General features: G+C 65.2%; 17 protein-coding genes. 9 read left to right on the top strand and 8 right to left on the bottom strand.

Translation table 11 applies throughout. From position 1 onward, the window contains the following. Positions 1–70 precede the first annotated feature (70 nt). Positions 71–589, bottom strand: coding sequence for a peptide-methionine (S)-S-oxide reductase MsrA (msrA, locus tag VGF64_11100; GenBank protein HEY1635297.1), 519 nt, complete (start codon positions 587–589; stop codon positions 71–73). Continuing rightward, a complete protein-coding gene (msrB, locus tag VGF64_11095) occupies positions 586–1,059 on the bottom strand; it encodes a peptide-methionine (R)-S-oxide reductase MsrB (GenBank protein ID HEY1635296.1) in 474 nt (157 codons plus the stop codon). The genes msrA and msrB overlap by 4 nt, the downstream gene beginning before the upstream one ends. Before the next feature lie 246 nt (positions 1,060–1,305). Here msrB and VGF64_11090 point away from each other — a divergent pair, with 246 nt between their 5' ends. From VGF64_11090 to VGF64_11080, 3 genes are all read left to right on the top strand, one after another. After that, positions 1,306–1,929: a hypothetical protein gene (locus VGF64_11090; GenBank protein ID HEY1635295.1), complete on the top strand. Its 624-nt coding sequence runs from the start codon at positions 1,306–1,308 to the stop codon at positions 1,927–1,929. A 373-nt stretch (positions 1,930–2,302) separates the two neighbouring features. Then, positions 2,303–3,289 carry a DUF3089 domain-containing protein gene (locus VGF64_11085; GenBank protein HEY1635294.1) on the top strand — a complete coding sequence of 329 codons (987 nt, stop codon included), beginning with the start codon at positions 2,303–2,305 and terminating at the stop codon, positions 3,287–3,289. Between the two features lie 267 nt (positions 3,290–3,556). Further along, the gene (locus VGF64_11080) at positions 3,557–5,545 is read left to right on the top strand and encodes a CocE/NonD family hydrolase (protein ID HEY1635293.1); all 1,989 of its coding nucleotides are present in this window, start codon (positions 3,557–3,559) and stop codon (positions 5,543–5,545) included. Between the two features lie 98 nt (positions 5,546–5,643). On the opposite strand, the gene VGF64_11075 is transcribed toward VGF64_11080, so the two are convergent. From VGF64_11075 to atpB, 3 genes are all read right to left on the bottom strand, one after another. Continuing rightward, positions 5,644–5,943: a DUF3303 family protein gene (locus VGF64_11075; GenBank protein ID HEY1635292.1), complete on the bottom strand. Its 300-nt coding sequence runs from the start codon at positions 5,941–5,943 to the stop codon at positions 5,644–5,646. A gap of 383 nt (positions 5,944–6,326) precedes the next feature. Beyond that, a complete protein-coding gene (gene atpF, locus VGF64_11070; GenBank protein ID HEY1635291.1) occupies positions 6,327–6,947 on the bottom strand; it encodes a F0F1 ATP synthase subunit B in 621 nt (206 codons plus the stop codon). Positions 6,948–7,054: 107 nt separating this feature from the next. Continuing rightward, positions 7,055–7,825, bottom strand: a complete 771-nt coding sequence (atpB, locus tag VGF64_11065) for a F0F1 ATP synthase subunit A (GenBank protein HEY1635290.1) — start codon at positions 7,823–7,825, stop codon at positions 7,055–7,057. 260 nt (positions 7,826–8,085) lie between these two features. Here atpB and VGF64_11060 point away from each other — a divergent pair, with 260 nt between their 5' ends. Continuing rightward, positions 8,086–8,955, top strand: a complete 870-nt coding sequence (locus tag VGF64_11060; GenBank protein HEY1635289.1) for a M48 family metalloprotease — start codon at positions 8,086–8,088, stop codon at positions 8,953–8,955. 257 nt (positions 8,956–9,212) lie between these two features. On the opposite strand, the gene VGF64_11055 is transcribed toward VGF64_11060, so the two are convergent. Further along, complete coding sequence (locus VGF64_11055; GenBank protein ID HEY1635288.1) at positions 9,213–9,374, bottom strand: hypothetical protein; 162 nt, start codon at positions 9,372–9,374, stop codon at positions 9,213–9,215. A 1,025-nt stretch (positions 9,375–10,399) separates the two neighbouring features. Between VGF64_11055 and VGF64_11050 the strand changes: the two genes are divergently transcribed. Together VGF64_11050 and VGF64_11045 are read left to right on the top strand one after the other, a co-directional pair. After that, entirely contained in the window at positions 10,400–11,098 is a 699-nt protein-coding gene (locus VGF64_11050) for a response regulator transcription factor (protein ID HEY1635287.1), read from the top strand. Beyond that, positions 11,091–12,455, top strand: a complete 1,365-nt coding sequence (locus VGF64_11045; protein ID HEY1635286.1) for a HAMP domain-containing sensor histidine kinase — start codon at positions 11,091–11,093, stop codon at positions 12,453–12,455. Before VGF64_11050 ends, VGF64_11045 begins: the two co-directional genes overlap by 8 nt. Here the strand turns inward: VGF64_11045 and VGF64_11040 are convergent. Further along, positions 12,445–13,485, bottom strand: a complete 1,041-nt coding sequence (locus tag VGF64_11040; protein HEY1635285.1) for a TerC/Alx family metal homeostasis membrane protein — start codon at positions 13,483–13,485, stop codon at positions 12,445–12,447. The genes VGF64_11045 and VGF64_11040 overlap by 11 nt on opposite strands. 942 nt (positions 13,486–14,427) lie before the next feature. On the opposite strand from VGF64_11040, the gene VGF64_11035 reads away from it, so the two are divergent. The 3 genes from VGF64_11035 to VGF64_11025 all read left to right on the top strand — a co-directional run bounded on the left by VGF64_11035 (position 14,428) and on the right by VGF64_11025 (position 16,408). Continuing rightward, positions 14,428–14,829 carry an SHOCT domain-containing protein gene (locus tag VGF64_11035; protein HEY1635284.1) on the top strand — a complete coding sequence of 134 codons (402 nt, stop codon included), beginning with the start codon at positions 14,428–14,430 and terminating at the stop codon, positions 14,827–14,829. Between the two features lie 118 nt (positions 14,830–14,947). Beyond that, the gene (locus VGF64_11030; protein HEY1635283.1) at positions 14,948–15,364 is read left to right on the top strand and encodes a VOC family protein; all 417 of its coding nucleotides are present in this window, start codon (positions 14,948–14,950) and stop codon (positions 15,362–15,364) included. Positions 15,365–15,697: 333 nt separating this feature from the next. Further along, on the top strand, positions 15,698–16,408 hold the full coding sequence (locus VGF64_11025; protein ID HEY1635282.1) for a class I SAM-dependent methyltransferase: 711 nt from the start codon (positions 15,698–15,700) through the stop codon (positions 16,406–16,408). A 119-nt stretch (positions 16,409–16,527) separates the two neighbouring features. Here VGF64_11025 and VGF64_11020 read toward each other — a convergent pair. Beyond that, on the bottom strand, positions 16,528–16,830 hold a 303-nt coding region (locus tag VGF64_11020), incomplete at its 5' end, for a dihydrofolate reductase family protein (GenBank protein ID HEY1635281.1).

Genomic DNA, 16,830 nt, shown 5'->3' with positions numbered 1-16,830 from the left:
CTGGTGCGATCACGCCCAGCGGCGCGACCCCACCAGTCCCGTGACGACGATGAGCCCATCATCGGAGCATTCAGGTGACGCTGTCGGCGCGGTGCGGGAGCTTCCAGTCTGGGCGTAAGAAGTGGCACGTGTAGCCGTCGGGGTACCGCTCGAGGTAGTCCTGGTGCTCAGGCTCCGCCTCCCAGAAAGGCCCGGCGGGCGAGACCTCGGTGACAACCTTCCCAGGCCACAAGCCGGAGGCCTCGACGTCGGCGACGGTGTCCTCGGCGATCCTCTTCTGGGCGTCGCTCGTGTAGAAGATGGCTGACCGGTAGCTGGCGCCGACGTCGTTGCCCTGCCGGTTCTTGGTCGTCGGGTCGTGGATCTGAAAGAAGAACTCGAGAACATCCCGGTAGGTGATCACATTGGGGTCGAAGATGATCTCGATGGCCTCGGCGTGGCTGCCGTGGTTGCGGTAGGTGGCGTTGGGGACGTCCCCGCCCGTGTAGCCGACCCTGGTCGAGATCACTCCGGGCTGCTTGCGGATGAGATCCTGCATCCCCCAGAAGCAGCCTCCGGCGAGAATGGCCTTCTCATAGGCGTCCGTCATCGATGTGCACCTCTCCTGTTCTCGGTGTTGTCGAAAAGCTCCTGATAGTCGCCGTAGCCTTCGCGCTCGAGATCGTCGACCGGGATGAACCGTAGTGCCGCGGAGTTGATGCAGTACCGCAGTCCGCCAGCGTCGGCGGGTCCGTCGTCGAAGACGTGGCCGAGGTGGCTGTCCCCGTGGGTCGATCGGACCTCGGTCCGGACCATCCCGTGAGCGGCATCCGTCCTCTCCACCACGTTGCCCGCCTCGACCGGGGCGGTGAAGCTCGGCCAGCCGGTGTGGCTGTCGAACTTCTTCGTGGAGGTGAACAGCGGCTCACCGGAGACTACATCTACGTACAGGCCCGCCTCCTTGTTGTCCCAGTAGGCGTTTCCGAACGCCGGCTCTGTGCCGTCATCCTGGGTGACCCGACGCTGCTCTGGCGTCAGGCGGGCAACCCTCTCGGAGTCTCTCTGATAGCGGTCCGACACGGCCCACTCCTTTCGGTGTGGTTCTTCGATCTGAATAGTGCTGGTCTATGGCCGACCCGCGCAGCCGTGCCCGGATCAGGCATTTCGCCCTGGCCTTCACACCTCCCTGCCCGCCGACTCATCAGGTAGAACGACCCTCGACGTCGCACTGTTCCCCAGTTCCGCCGAGCTTCTCCGGCCCCCCGCAGGTCGGAGGCGACAAACCTTGTCCGGCCGTAGAGTGTTTCCGGCGACTAGGAGGTGGCCGTGTCCGAGAGCATCGCGTTCACGATTGGGGCCGAGGCGAGCTGCACCGACGGCGTCGGCGGCCGGGTCACCCAGGTCGTGGTGGACCCTCTAAATCAAACGGTGACTCACCTGGTCGTCGAGCCGGATCACCGTGAGGGCCTCGGACGGCTCGTCCCGCTCGACCGGGTGGCGGCCGCCGGCGTCGACGGGGTCGCTCTGCGGTGCACCAGGGCCGATTTCGAGAACCTCGAACGGGCAGAACAGACCAGGTTCCTACCGGGTACAGAGGGCTACCCGGGATTCGATCCCGAGCAGGTGCTCGTTTGGCCCTACTTCGGAGCTAACGCCTCCCTTCCCGTCACCGTCGACACTCTGCCCGTCGACGAGGTAGCCGTCCGTCGGGGTGAGCAGGTTCAGGCGATCGATGGCCATATTGGGCACGCTGAAGGGCTGCTCGTGGACGGCCCAACTCGTCACGTGACCCACGTGCTCCTCCAGGAAGGCCATCTGTTCACCCGTAAAGAAGTGGCCATCCCCATAGCTGCGGTCACCTCAGTCAGCGAGGACGGCATACAGCTGTCCCTGAACAAACAGGACGTGGCGGACTTGCCGGCCGTCGCACTCGATCGCGGGACCAAGTAGGCGTCTGGCAGCAGGCGGTCGACGACCGCTACGCAGAGCTGACCGCGGTCGGCGACCGAGTCGGTAGGGGGGCCGGTCGCCAAAGGACTACCGTCATGCCTTCGCCGAAGTTGAGGGGTGGTCTCTCGTGCTGCGTACAAGCCATGCGAGACCGGTCCTGGGCAGAGCGAGCCGTTCCCGCGGGCGGCTTCTTGTGCTCGCCGCGGCGGGAGTACTCCTGGCTAGTTGCTCATCGAGCAGCGCCAAGGGTGCTAGCTCGACCTCTACCTTCGGGAACAGGTCGTCGGCCTTCTCGGCGGCTCCAACGCAGACACCATGGCTATGCCGCCCTGGGCTCGCCAGAAACCCATGCACGGCTTCCCTGACCACGACGGTGACAAGCAGCGCCGGTGCCGCTCGAACCGAGAACCTGGCGCCAGCAAAGAACCCGCCGATCGACTGCTTCTACGTCTACCCAACCGTAAGCTCGCAGCCGACCGTCAACGCAAACCTGAACCTGGATCCAGCAGAAATTGGCGTCGCCCAACAGCAGGCCTCACAGTTCTCGGCGGCGTGCCGGGTGTTCGCTCCCATCTACCCCCAACTCACCCTGAGCGCGATCAACAGGCCGGGCCAGATACGGACGCCGGCGATCAACGAGGCCTACAACGGGGTGCTCACGGCCTGGCAGGACTATCTCGCCCACGATAACCACGGTCGAGGTGTGGTCTTCATCGGGCACTCCCAGGGATCAGCAATGCTCACGCGGTTGATCCGGGAACAGGTCGATCCGAACCCGGCTGAGCGTCGCCTCCTCGTCTCGGCGCTGCTCATGGGGGGCAACATAATGGTGCCTGCGGGACGGGACGTCGGCGGCGACTTTCAGCACGTGCCCGCCTGTCGTTCCAACACTCAGATCGGCTGCGTGGTCGCCTACTCCACCTTCGACCAGCCACCCCCGCCGAACTCGCTGTTCGGTCGTCCAGACCAAGGGGTCTCCCGCGCCTTCGGCGGCCCATCCATCGCCAATCCGCAGGTTCTGTGTACGAACCCGGCTGCTCTGGCAGGCGGAAGCGGCGAGCTCCGGTCGCGGTTCAGGCTGATGCCAATCGCCGGTCCTCTCGGCGCAGTGACTACCGCCGTGTTCAGCGGTCAGCCGCCGAGCGGACCGACGCCGTGGGTGGGCTGGGATGGCTGGTACAACGCCCAGTGCGTGGACAGCGGAGGGGCAAACGTGTTGGAAGTGACACCCACCGGAAGCGCTCCTCGGCTAACCCCCGAGCCAGATCCCACGTGGGGGCTGCACCTCGTCGATGTGAACATCGCCTTGGGCAATCTCGTGAGCCTGGTCCAACAGGAGGAGATTGCTTATCGCCACTGATGCTGGCTTCGACCAGTCCCTTCCCGGGCGGGCAGCCACGTCACCAGCCTCTTCGCGGAGCTTTCGACGCCCAGGGCAGGACCCCACGGGGTGTGTGGCGAACCACCGGGGGTGCTGGGAATCGGCCGGGCCGGCCGATTAGCGGGCGGCAACGGTCCAAAAGGGAGACTCGTGAGGCGGGAAGCCAGGATCAGCCGCGGGTTCAAGACGACTGCAGCCTGCGCCGCAGCTGCTGCAGCGCTGGCCTTTGCAGTCGCAGGACCGGCGATGGCCTCCATACCGACGCCGCCGGCGGGCTCCCCGGCGATCGAGTCCGCGCCGTCGAGCCTGACCGGCGTCAGCCCAGAGCTCCCCGCCGACGTCATCGCCGCCAGCGCCGCGCCGGGCAGCACCTGGAAGCCGGAGAAGGCCGTCTACGGCAGCGCCTCCACCAACGACATCGCCATCGCCGGCGCCGGCGGGACGACCATCCGGGTCAACGAGATCTACCCGACCACCGCGTCCGGGGCCCCAGCGCACGGGAAGTTTCCGGTGCTGATGACCATGACGCCCTACGGCAAGGGCCAGGGCGGCTCGAGCGCACCCGGCTCCGCCTCGTCGCCGTCGGGTGGTGCCGTGACCGGCGGAGCCGACAACTACCTGGTCCAGCGGGGCTACATAGAAGTCGTCATGGACGTCCGAGGCACCGGCGACTCCAACGGCGAGTGGGGCCTGTTCGATCCGATCCAGCAACAGGACGCCATGAAGGTCCTCAACTGGGCCGCACACCTCCCCAACTCCACTGGCTCGGTCGGCACCTACGGCCCGTCGTACCTCGGCATCGACCAGCTGCTCCTTGCCGGCGCGGTCGGCAAAGGCTCGCCGCTGAAGGCCATCTTCCCGATGGTCCCGGCCAACGACCTCTACCGCGACACGTCGTTCATGGGCGGGCTGGTCGACTTCGAATTCTCACAGGCGTATCTCGGGCTCACGGGCGTCGACAACACGGCCAACCCGGTCGAGGACACCGCCAGCGACCCGCAGCTGTTAGGTGAGATGGCTGGCATCGAGTCGGACCACGCCAACGGTCTGGCCAGCTACCACGCAGCCACCGAGGCCAACGTGCTCGGCAACGGCGACGAGGCCTACGACGGCACCTATTGGCAAGCGCGCAACCCGTCCAACGTGCTGAAGAACATCGTGGCCAACGGAATCCCCGCCTACCTGGTCGGTGGCGAGTTCGACATCTTCCAAAACGGCGAGCCGCTCGACTACGCAGCACTGCAGAACGCCTACGCCGGCCGCCCGACCACCGCTCCGATGGTTGACGGTCAGCGGACCACCGGCCGCTACCAGCTCATCGACGGACCATGGGAGCACATCAACGGCTCGTCCGTGAACGTCGACCCTCTCGAGCTGGAGTGGTTCGACACCTGGCTCAAGGGTGAGAAGACCGGCATGGCCACCACGCCCAGCCCCCTGCACTACTACGACCTGGGCACGGGGCGGTTCGACGAAACGACGACCTACCCGTTTACCGGATCCGCGCCGACGACCTACTACTTCGGGCCCGGTGGCGCCCTTGGCTCCACCAAGCCCACGGATGCAACGGCCGCAAGCGATGCCATCGACTGGAGCCCCACGGGCAGCCCATGCGGCCGCCCGGTCGACCAGTGGTCGATGGGCGGCATCTCCATCCCGTCAAACGAGGCGGGCGTCCTGGCGCCATGCGCCGACGAGGACAACACCACCCAGGTCGGCCCGTGGCAGACCACCTACACCACGGCTCCGCTCAGCAACGCAGCGACCGTGGCCGGACCGATCACCGCCTCCGTCTACGCCAGCGCCAACACAGCCGAGACCCAGTGGGTGGCTGAGATCGACGATGTCACCCCCAGTGGCACCTCGTACCCGCTGACCGAGGGAGCGCTGCTCGGCTCCCTACGGGCCAGCGACCCGTCCAGGTCATGGACGTCGAACGGCGTCACTGTACTGCCCTACCATCCCTACACCCAGACGTCGGCGCAGCCAGTCGTACCCGGCGCGACCGAGGAGTATCAGATCCAGGTCTTCCCCACCCTGGCAACCCTCGCGGCAGGTGACCGCCTGCGGGTGACGATCTCGACCACCGACACCCCCCACCTGGCGCCGATCCCCTCGCAGCTGGCGCAACTGGTCGGCGGTCAGTACAACATCCAGCGGACGCCGGCAGCGCCGTCATCGCTGACCGTAGAGCTCGACCCCGCTCTCAACGGCGGGACTGCCAGCAGCCACTAAGAGGCGGCCCTGCACCCAACCTCCCACCCAACAACGGCCGAGCGACCGCCGTCGTTGCGGGATACAAGGTGGGCGTATTCCGGTGCGTTCGTTAACGGCTACTTGGCCGCCTTACGAAACTCAATCCCTTCTGCGAGGAGGCGGACGGTCTCGGCGATGTCGGCTACCGGAACAATCTCGAAGTCGAAGTACGCGCCAAACTTCGCCGGAGCCTCGGCCAGGGAGTCCGGATTGTCGGTCTCCACGACGGAATAGCCGCCTCGGCCGTCCAGTCGTCCGAGGAACTCGTGGAAGGTCTCGTCGGACGGTGGACTCCATTTGCTGTAGACCTGAAGGACTCGGGCAACGGCAGCTTCGTTGTCTGCAGCTGACGCCCCACTCCGCGTTGTCCATGACACGAGATATTTCATAGTTCACACCCTGTTCGCCACGTGGCGCTTCTTTGGCGTCACGTACGCACGCTACCGCTACAAGCGAATGCCTGCTCGGTGATGCAATGCTCAACGATTTCTGAGGTGCTGGGCATCTAACGGCCAAGGTTGAGGCCACCCTCCGGGGATGGCCACACAGACGGGGCATAGTCGGATTGCGAAATCGTTCGCCGGGACGATAAGCGGCCGCGGTGGCTAGAGGGGACCGGAGCCGTTTCGTCCCAGGGGTGTCGAAACGGCAGAAGAATGGACCTCGATCGGCATCTGAGCGTCGTGCTCTTCGCGCAGGTGCCACTCGAGCTCGGTCTTGAAGGAGAAAGTGAGCTCACATTTCGGACAGTGGTGCACCGTCATCTCGACTCCTCCGTCTTTGACGATTGTGCCGACAGTGAAGCCCTTGGGTTTGAAGTGGATGTCAAATTCTCTTCGAGACGGTGTGGAGATTCACGCTCACGTTCTTTCTCAGCCTCGCTCCCGACGTCAGCAGCGGCTGCATCGCGGTCGTCGGACGCGTGACGCCTTGTGGCGCCAGACTCGCCCTCGCCGAGGGTGCGCCCCGCCAGCACGGTAGGAAGGGTGTCGACTCCCTCGTGGAGTTTCCTTCTGGCGCGCTCCATAGCGCGCTCGATGTCTGCCTGTGCCCTGGCCACTCGTCGCGCACGTTCTTCCTCGCCGCTCCTACGCGCGTCCTCTCGGAGCTGATCACCGAGGCGGCGGGATCGCTCGACGAACAGTCGCGCCTTCCGGCGGCCAGCGGCTACCCGATCCCGGTACTCGGCATCGGCATCGATCAAGCGCCTTTCCGCTTCATCACCCTTGGCGAGTGCGTCGGCAATGGCATCCTGGCGACGCTTCATCGCTCGATCGATGGGAGGAATGATGAACCTCGCCGCCAGCGCGAGCACGACGACGAAGGCGATCAGCTCGACGATGAAGGTTGCATTTGGTACGAGGAAGTTGGCGATGAGCACCAATTCACCTTTCTCTGTTGGACGCCAGTGGTTGGCATGTCAATAGGGCCGCAGCTACCTCAGGGCCTGCTCGGCTTCGACGGGGTTCGAGCTGAAGTCATGTTCTTCTACCGGCTTCGGGTGGGAGCGAGCGCTCGAATCGGCGGACCACCCGGTGTCAGCTGAGCCTCTTCCTCCGGCCGAACAGCCTCTTCGAAGTAGAGGATCGTGAGCAACGAGAAGATGAACGCCTGGACGGCCCCGATCAGCAGCTCGAAGAGCTTCCATAGGATCATCGGAACAGGAGCAAGAGCACTGGGGAAGAGCTCGAGGATGAGGATGAGCATCAGGGCGCCGGAGAACACGGTGCCGAAGAGTCGTAGCGCCAGGGTCACGGGCTTGACGACCTCTTCGACCAGCCTGATCGGAAGCAGCCACCAGGCCGGTTGGACGTAGTGCCGCAGATAGCCCCGCAGTCCTCGCGTCCTGATCGACGCGACATGGACCAAGAGGACGACGAACGCGGCGATGGCGAAGGTGAGATTGACATCGCCGGTCGGCGCAGGCAGGCGGTCGTGCGAACCCGTAGGTATGAGGGCCAGCCAATTGGCGATGAGAACGAAGAAGAATAGCGTCACGGCCAGCGGGACGATCCGCCGACCCGTGGGTCCGATCCTGGCATCGACTTGGCGCTGCACAGCCGAGATGGCAGTTTCGCAGAGGAGCTGGCCGCGGCTGGGTACGCCCGAGGTGGCGCGCCGGCGCACCCAGAATCCCAAGCCCAGCACGACAATGCCGGCGACGACCGTGGCCCAGATGGTGTTGATGTGAAGAACCAACCCACCAATTTCCAGCGTCTTGTGCACGTCGACATCGATCGTGGTGGTGTCGGGACCCACGAACTCCTCCTTTGACATTGGCGCCGCCTCCACGCATAGGAGGCACGCATCCCTCAGTCAATCCGCGCCGCGTGGAGTTGCAATGCAGCGACCGTGGAAGAGATATGGAAACGGGTCGTCCGCGGGGTAATCGTGCCGCAGGGCTCTTCCTCGTCGGCGTCGCGTGACTCCAAGAATCTTGGAGGGTGCCGTCCGATCTCCATCCGGTCTTCACCTCGGCTCCACGAGCCGTGCACGCCCGGCGCCTTTACTCGGCGAGTATGAACAGAAACACCATCAAGGCCTTCACCCTGCTCGCTTCCCTGGGTGGCGTCTTTGTCCTCGTCGGCTGGGCCATCGGCAGCCAGGTTGGCGCACTCGTGGGACTATTGGCCGGACTGGCAATAGTTGGCGCCTCGTACTGGTTCTCCGACCGACTAGCTGTCCGCCTGGCGCGGGCCAAGCCGGTGTCGGCGGCCGAGGTGCCTGGGCTGGGGGGCCTCGTCTCGGAGCTGACAAGCAGATCAGGCATGTCGATGCCTCGCCTTTACCTGTCGCCTGCCGCCCAGCCGAATGCCTTCGCCACTGGGCGCGACGAGGCCCATGCGGCTCTAGTCGTCACCAGAGGCCTCCTTGCCATTCTCCCCGAAGACCAGCTGCGTGCAGTTCTCGCTCATGAGCTGTCCCATGTGCGCAACCACGACATCCTCATCGGGTCGGTCGCCGCTGCCCTCGCCACCGCCATCACCTACGCGGCCAACATCGCCGTGTTCACGTCTGTTTTCGGCGGCTCCGAGGACGGCGAGGACGGTATGGGCATCTTTGGGTTCCTGCTGCTGGCCTTGCTCGCCCCAGTCGCCGCTACCCTGTTGCAGCTCGCCCTCTCTCGAGCTCGTGAGTTCGAGGCGGATCGAAGCGGTGCGAGCTTGCTCGGTGATGGCGAGCCCTTGGCCCGAGCCCTCGAAACGATCGACGTCGCGGCGCGGAAGACGCCGATGGACGTCAGCCCGGCGCAGGCCAGTGCGTACATTGTCAACCCACTGACTGGTCGGCAAGTGAGCTTCGCCCGGCTGTTCATGACCCACCCGTCGACGAGCGACCGGGTAGCCCGTCTCCGGGCCCTTCATCTGTCCTCTCGTCCCGTGTCCTGACCAGGTGATCGCCGCCTGCTCTTCGTTCCCACGCCGGTCCGCAGTCACGGGCGGACCCGGCAACACCCCTGGGCGGGGAGGTTGTTGCCCCCCCTGGCCACCTCCCCGCCCGGCGCGGTCGCTGTGCTCAGCGCCCGGTCCCAGCCCCTGGTGTCGGTGGGTTGGGAGACTCGTGTCAAGAGGATCAGCCGAGGGTGCCGAGTGTTCCCCCCTCCAGCGGGGTTGACAGCGCCCTGCATGGACTTTGACTCCTGTGATCAATCAGGCCGGGAGCGGCGGCCAGACAGCGCACACAGGACATCCATCACGCGTTCGTGCTGCTGGATCGAGCGCTGATCTTCCGACGTCGATACCCAGCTGAGACAAGACAGCACGCCGCCCACGACAAGCAGCCCCAGAACGAGGAGCACGATGCTCATCGTGCCGGTGCATCTCTGGCGAAGACGAGGTCCGCGACCCCGACGCAAACTCTCATCAGGTCACTTACCGAGATCGTCTCGGCCCGGGCGCGACGACGCGCGACGAGCCAATGACTTCATATCGGAGGCCGTAAGGCAGTTGCGGCTGCAGCCGGAGACAGCCGGTGTCACCATCGCGGACCGCCCGCGCCGGTCTATCCATCGACGGTCGATCCTCTCTGTGTCGGCGGCTGCCGTGGCTTCCCTGGCCCGGAGCCGTTTCGCCCCAGGGGTGACGAGGCGGTAGAAGGGTGGTCCTCTATCGGCGGCTGGACGTCGTGGTCCTCTCGCGCGTGCCAGTCGAGCTCGGTCTTGTAGGAGAAGCTGAGCTCACATTTCGGGCAGTGGTGCACGGTCATCTGGACTCCTCCGTCCTCGGCACTCGTCCCAACAGTGAAGCCGTTGGCTTTGAAGTGGATGTCAAGTTGTCGTCCAGATGGTGTGGAGATCCGGGTTTCATGTCTCCCCTCAGCCTCGCTCGTGGCGAGAGCGCCGGCGGAGATCGTCGGGCGAGTCTCCATCGCACCTTCATCAGCTCTCCAATGCGATTGCACCGGCTGGAGGTTCCATAGGTGGCGAGCAGATCACCGCCCGAGGAGCAGCGATGACCACGATCACCCAATGCGGCGTCATTGGGGCCGGGGAGGACGGAACCTCTTGGACGGCCTCTGAGAGGCTCGGGGTACGACGGGGCCGGTTCTGGACGGTCTCCCACGGCGCGGGGCCCGGGCGTCTGGAGCGGGGCCGGCGTGGTCGATGAGTGGGTATTCGTGATCCTGCCCTGGGGGCTGTTCTTCGTCGGGGTCTTGTGGCTACTACGCCGTCGTCACGCCCAGAGGGCTCCACGCGAGAGGGTAAACAGCAGCGCAATCGACCCGCCGCCGTCATCCGGACATGGACGCACGAGCGCGAGCTCCGATGCTGGCCCGCCGGACTGAACCTCGCTGAGGCGCACAAGAGGGAGAATGGAGTCTGAGAAAGGGTCGATGCCTGCCACCGTGCTGGTCGTTGAGGACGAGACGAAGATCCGGGACCTGCTGCGCTCCTACCTCGAGCGTGAGGGTTTCGAGGTGCTGTCGACCCCCTCGGGAGCCGAGGCCATCGGACTGGGTCGCTCGGCTGAGCCGGATCTGGTCCTGCTCGACCTGCGCCTTCCCGACGTGCCGGGCGAGGAGGTGGCCAGGGAGCTTCGACTTGCCTCCGATGTGCCCATCCTCATGCTCACGGCCAAATCCGGCGAGGAGGACCGGATCCGTGGCCTCGAGCTCGGCGCCGACGATTACCTGACCAAACCCTTCAGCCCGCGGGAGCTCGTCCTCCGAGTCCGTGCCATTCTGCGGCGTCAGGAAGGAGCCCCCGCAGCCAAGGCAAAGGCCTCCTACGGCGGAGGCGAGCTGGTGATCGACGAAGCGCGCCGCGAGGCGACCGTGCGGGGCGAGGTCGTCAGTCTCACGCCGACAGAGTGGGGAATCCTGATCGCGGTGGCTCGCTTCCCGGGCCGTGTCTACTCCCGCTATGAGCTCATCAACCGGGTCAGGGGCTATGAGTTCGAGGGATCCGAGCGCACCATCGACTCGCACGTGAAGAACCTGCGTCAGAAGATCGAGGCCGATCCTGGGGCGCCGCGCATCGTGGCCACCGTGATGGCAGGGGGATACCGCCTCGGCATAAGCAGGGATGGCTGACCGCCCACTGCTGGGACCCCTCGGAGCTCGCCTGGCGCTGGCTTTCCTGGCCGTCGCCATCGGCGCCATCGGTCTGCTCACCGGCCTCACGCTGGCGGCAGCGCGCGGAGACGTCTCCACCCTGGTGCATGAACAGCAGCAGGGGACCGTCGGAGCGGTGACCCACGCCTCGGCGACGGCCTACGCCGAAGCCGGGGGCTGGGCCGGTGCCAACCTGAGCGGACCACAGGCACTGGCCGCTGAGGCCGGGGCGAGCCTCAACGTGCTCGACGCGGCGGGGAGGTCGGTGGCAGCGGGAAGCACAACTCGGCCACCTGGTGGCGGATCGGCCCAGGGACCCTCGTACACCTCCGGCGTGGTGGTCGGTGGTACCCGGGTGGGAACGGTGGTGCTGCGCTTCTCGGAGACGAACCTGCCGGGCCCCGATCGGCGCCTGCGCGACGCGCTCGTCCGTACGGTGGCGGCGGCGGCAGGTCTGGCCGCCCTCCTGGCTTTGGCCGTTGCGGTGCTGGTGTCGAGGCGCATCAGCCGCCCGGTGGTGGCCCTGACCCGCGTCGCCCGGGCTATGGAGACTGGAGATCGCGACGTGCGGGTCGCCGGCGAGGGTGGCCCCGGTGAGCTGAGCGAACTGGCTCAGGCCTTCAACGAGATGGCCGACGCCCTGGCTCGCGAGGACGCGCTGCGAAGGGCCCTGGTCGCCGATGTTGCCCACGAGCTCCGGACTCCGATCACCATCCTCCGGGCATCGACGGAGGCCCTCGTCGATGGGGTGTCCCAACCCGAGGCGAGCCTGCTCTCCTCTTTGCACGAGGAGGTGCTGCGCCTCGGGCGGATGGTGGAGGACCTAGAGACGCTGGCCTCCGCCGAAGCCGCCGGGCTGCGCTTGGAGCGACGGCCGGTTGATCTGGCCGAAGTAGCTGGTCAGGCAGTCGGTGGGCTTCGCCATCCATTCGAGGCCGCCGACATCCAGGTCACGACACAACTGACCAAGGCGATGGTGGCCGGTGACACCGGCCGGCTGGCCCAGGTGGTGACGAACTTGCTCACCAATGCTCTGAAGTTCACCCCAGCTGAGGGCCAAGTGACCGTGGTGGTTGCCCCTGACGACGGCACGGCCCGCCTGGAGGTGGCCGACTCCGGTGTCGGAATCCCCGCCGAAGAGCTCGACCATGTCTTCGAGCGTTTCTGGCGCAGCAGTCGGGCGGGCCAGACTGCGGGGAGCGGTATCGGCCTGGCTGTGGTGGCTGAGCTCGTGAGAGCCCATGGCGGATCCGTCGAGGTCTCCAGCCGGCTCGGCGCCGGCGCGCGGTTCGTGGTGACGCTTCCTCGCTCTGGCCCGCCACCGGTCAACCATTAGGCCGGACGGGACCGCTGATCCCGGTCCTGGCCCTGCTTGCTGTGTCGATCCGTGCGTCCGCCCGGACCCGCCCAGGAGCACCGCCCCCGTCCGTTTCGCGTGTGCCAGGACGAGCCCGCCATACCGAGGCTGCCCAGGTCACCAACAGCACAACCACAATCACAAGCAGGGAGACCCATACGGGCAAGTGGTACACCCGACTCAGCAACATCTTGACGCCCACGAAGCCGAGGATGGCGGCCAGACCGAAGCGAAGGTAGACAAGACGGGCCATGGCGGCGGCGAGAAGGAAGTACAGCGCCCGCAGACCCACGACGGCGAAGGCGATAGATGTGAAGACGAGGAACGGCTCGCTGGTTATGCCGAAGACGGCGGGGACAGAGTCGACAGCGAAGACCACGTCGGTGGCCTCAATGGCGAATAGAGCAACTAGAAGTGGAGTAATTAGCCAGCGAGTCCGGCCGTCGCGACGGGTCTCCCGCACGACAAAGCGGGGCCCGCTGAACTCGGCTGTGGAGGGCACGACCCGCCTGACCAGCCGCAAGATTCCGAGTTGCTTGGGGTCCCTGACCGGCCGATGGTGGGCGGCCATTCGGGCCGCGACGACGAGGAGAAGGACACCGAACGCGTCGATCGCCCAAGAGAACTCTGCCAACAGTGTAGCTCCTCCGGTGACGAGGACCGCCCTCGTGGCCAGCGCCCCGACCACCCCCCAGAGCAGCACCCGGTGCTGGTAGGCGGCGGGGACGGCGAAAGCAGCGAAGATCGCCGAGAAGAGAAACATGTTGTCGACGGAGAGCACCTTCTCGGTCAGGTAACCGGCGAAGTACTCGCCGCCCCTCTCCCCGCCCGCCAAGCTCCACACGAGCACGCCGAAGCCGACTCCAAGAGCGATCCAGAGAATGCTCTCGTTGACCGCATTCCGGACCGATATGACCTGCGACCCGCGATGCAGGACGAGCAAATCCACGACGAGCATGGCGAGAATGAACCCAACCACGCCTATCCATGCCCAAACCGATACGTCCACGGCGCTCTCCGGCTGATCTGCTCGACTGCATCAGCCGAAGGTCTCTTCCGCCCGCTCTGAGGGCCGCCAGCACCGGGCGCCTCGCCGTGATGTCGATGCCAGCGAAAAGGATTACTCCCCTCCGACACCACCGATGTTAGCCGTTGCATCAGCACCAGCCAGTCGGGCACAGCTCACCGCCGCGTGGATGCGCGCTTGGGCGCTCGGCTCTGAGTCTTGTCTGTCGAATCTCCATCAGGTCTCCACGGCGATTCCACGACCTCTCCAATACCGTCTTGTTTGCTGCTCGCGAACCCCGAATGTCTACGACGGTGAACTGATGGACTCTTCACACCCTCGGTGCGACCCGCGCACTGTTCAACGTTGGCGTGGGCTCAGCCTGGATTGGGAGGTAAGCGATGCGACTATGGACCGCTACCTGGCAGATCAAGGGGACCTCGAAGGGGTACCAGGTGATCCGGGACGGCCGACACGTGGGGATAGGTCACTGCGACGATTTTGACCAAGCTGTCGAGCAGATTAGATGTCACCGATTGTTCAACGACAGGGACCATGTAGTGCGATATCGCGATCGCCAACAACAGGAAGTGATAGTGGGCGCTGTTCCTGATTGGCGTCGTCTGGCTCGTGGGTCGGCTCGATGACCCGCACGAATCTTGGCGGGTCTAAGTCGTCAAACGAACCAGACCCCGTACTACTGAGGATGACCATGGAAGATCAGGACAGACGGAGCCCAGGGCTTTGGCCGAGGGGTGCACGGGTCCGGGTTCGCAACCGCTTCGACCGCTCGTGGACGTCGGGATTCGAAGTCGCGTGGCACGAGGAGATCGGGGGACGCAGGCGCTACCAGATCCGCCGGGTGTCCGATGGCTCCACACTGCCGGTGGCCTTCGATGAGGAGGAAGTCGGGCCGGACCGATGACGTTCATGGAGTCACCTACGGTGCTAGCCACGTTTGGTGTCGGCCAGGTGCTCTGGGCGTTCCTGGTGTTCTTCTTCTGGATCATCTGGTTCTATCTACTGATCATCGTGTTCGGGGACATCTTCCGTAGCCGAGACCTCTCCGGCGCCGGCAAGGCGGTCTGGGCTCTGTTCGTTGTCTTGTTGCCGTACCTGGGCGTCTTCGTCTACCTACTCATTCGAGGTGGAGAGATGCACGAAAGGGCCGCAGCTGCCGCCCAGGCCCAAGACGCGGCATTCCGTCAGTACGTCCAGGACGCAGCTGCTACCGGTGGCGGCGCTCAAGGAGCCGCCGATGAACTAGCAAGACTCGACAACTTGAAGCAACGCGGGGTCATCTCGGAACAAGAGTTCCAGCGCCTCAAGGCCAAGGTCGACAGTTGACGATCTCGTTTGGACCCGAGCGCTTGGCCCTGCTGTGCGGCAATCCGTTTCGCCGCCCATACTGCCATGCATGACTGACCACTCATCAGCTAGGGACCTTTGGCCCTCGCATCTTCGGGTGGGCTCCTTGCGAATCGTCCGTTCAAGCTCCCACTACGAGGCGGCTGTGCATTTCTATCGAGACCTCGTAGGGCTGCCCGTGATTGATGAGTTCGAAGACAGTTACGGTGAGGACGGTAGCATCTTCGGACTACCGGGATCGCCAGTCCATCTCGAGGTCGTTCGCTCCACGGAAGAAGCTCGTGCGATCGACCCCTTCGACCAGATTGTCATCTATCTCCCCGACAAAGCCGCGGTCGAGGATGCCACCCGGAAGCTCCTCGCGGAAGGGGTGAACCCGGCGGCCAGCCAGCACCCATACTGGGACGACAATAGCGGGGTTACCTTCCTCGATCCCGACGGACGCGGCGTCATATACGTGTCCTGGATCTACGAGAGCGATCGGCGGCCGTCGAGCGGCCGCGAAGCCCACTGATAGGTGAGCACCGTCGGCGATACCGACACGTAACGGCCGAAGCGCCGACAAGCGGTCGCCCCGTGCTGCCGAGCCGCGGTGCAGGAGTTGCAGCGGAGACTGGTGCTGTCGCGGTGGACTCGCTCGCTAGTCATCTCCGGCGATGCATTGTGGGTCCTGCTCTTCGATGGCGTCCGATCACATGCAGGATTCATCGCGGCGCCTGCCATCGTGATCATCATTCCCCACAGCGATTCCGTAGCCAGTCACTCAATACTCATTTGCCCTAGAGGGTCGCATTGACCAGGATTGGCCGGTGGACGATCAGCGGCGACCCGGCCACGAGCAGTAGTGGTGGCAGACTCGTACAGCCGGGCCGTCCACGACTCCTCGGAACGGCTCCTCGCCTCCCAGAGGGCCTATTACGACCTGCGCGCTCCCGACTACGGCGAGCTGTCCAGCCCTTCTGACCGGCGGATCCGGGGAATGATTCCGATCGAGGTCGCGCGCAGTGTCGTGCACGATGCCGCTCTCTATGGCGACGTCGTGGAACTGGCATGCGGGCCCGGCATGTTCACCGCCGAGCTAGCCCGGCGGGCGCGGTCGGTGACCGCCGTTGACGCCTCGCCGCGCATGCTGGAGCGCAATCGACGGGAGGTGAGGACCGCGAACGTTACCTACATCGAGGCCGATCTGTTCAGCTGGGCGCCGGACCGGGTCTATGACGCTGTGTTCTTCGGATTCTGGCTGTCGCATGTTCCCACGGTCAGGTTCGCTCAGTTCTGGGCTCTTGTTGCCACCTGTATCGGAGGCGATGGTCAGGTGGCGTTCGTCGACGAGGACGACCGAGCCGCCTCCAGCGACGAGATCAAGGTCGTCGATGACACCCCGGCGGCGAGTCGACGCCTCAGCGACGGCCGGAGCTTTGACATTGTCAAGCTCTACTGGGCACCAGACGACCTCGAGCGACACGTTCGAGAACTCGGATGGGACATCGACGTTCGTCCAGTCGGAGCAACATTCCTCTACGGAAGCGGTCGCCCGTCACGACGACCACCGAGGTGACGTCACTCGAGGAGGCCGATGCCCATGAACTACATCCGGCTGTCGATGACGTTGGGCGAGGTGATCTTCACGAACCAGGGCTCCACGATGCGGCCCACTCGGGCCAGCAGGCCCGATGGCTACCTTCTCGGCTGGTACCGCATCGCCACTGCCCCCGAGCCGAACTCCAGACGGCTCACGAGCTTCAAGCTGACATGGTTCGAGAGCCCCGCGAACAACGTCGGCCCGTGGCCCGCGAGCCTCGGATGCACCACGAACTCGTACTCATCGATCAATCCCAGCTCCGTCAACGCCAGCGGGAGCTTCACACCTCCCACGAACAGTCCCTTGCCGGACTCCAGCTTGAGTTGCTGAACGGCCTTGCCCAGATCCCCGCGTACGAGTTGCGCGTTCCAATCGCCCTGCTCCAGCGTGCTCGACAC

The organism is Acidimicrobiales bacterium (assembly GCA_036491125.1).
Classification (GTDB): domain Bacteria; phylum Actinomycetota; class Acidimicrobiia; order Acidimicrobiales; family AC-9; genus AC-9.
The sequence above is the reverse complement of the archived record's forward strand: the minus strand, read 5'-3'. Positions and strand labels throughout refer to the sequence as shown.